This is a genomic window from Mesorhizobium sp. M2E.F.Ca.ET.209.01.1.1 (assembly GCF_004010375.2).
Classification (GTDB): Bacteria; Pseudomonadota; Alphaproteobacteria; order Rhizobiales; family Rhizobiaceae; genus Mesorhizobium.
Window position 1 is genome coordinate 1 of sequence record NZ_SADP02001232.1, and the last position, 287, is coordinate 287.

The 287-nt window shown below is 65.2% G+C and carries 2 pseudogenes; one reads left to right on the forward strand and one right to left on the reverse strand.

Annotated elements, in window-relative coordinates:
* A pseudogene (locus EN852_RS43040) lies at nt 1–87 on the forward strand (phenazine biosynthesis protein PhzF); the annotation flags it as partial.
* Here EN852_RS43040 and EN852_RS43045 read toward each other — a convergent pair.
* Nucleotides 76–177: pseudogene (locus EN852_RS43045) on the reverse strand (phenazine biosynthesis protein PhzF); the annotation flags it as partial. The pseudogenes EN852_RS43040 and EN852_RS43045 overlap by 12 nt on opposite strands.
* Nucleotides 178–287 lie beyond the last annotated feature (110 nt).

Genomic DNA, 287 nt, shown 5'->3' on the forward strand with positions numbered 1-287 from the left:
CGCATCCGCCTCGAGCTCAACGTCGATGGCGGAAAACTGGCCTCCGCGCGCATCGGCGGCCATGCTGTCAAGGTGGCGGATGCGCGAGGGCCGACCCATTTCCAGGCCCTGCTCGATCCAGAGCTGCGAGATGCCGTTGGTCGGGGCGTCGAAATGCATGATGGCGCCGGCGCGGGCGACGCGCCGTCTCGCGCATTTCCTTGTCTTCGTCAGCCTTCTTCGGTGTTTCGTTCACCTCAGCCCCTCCTCCAAGGCAGCGAACCCTTCGGTTTGCGCGCAATTGGTCC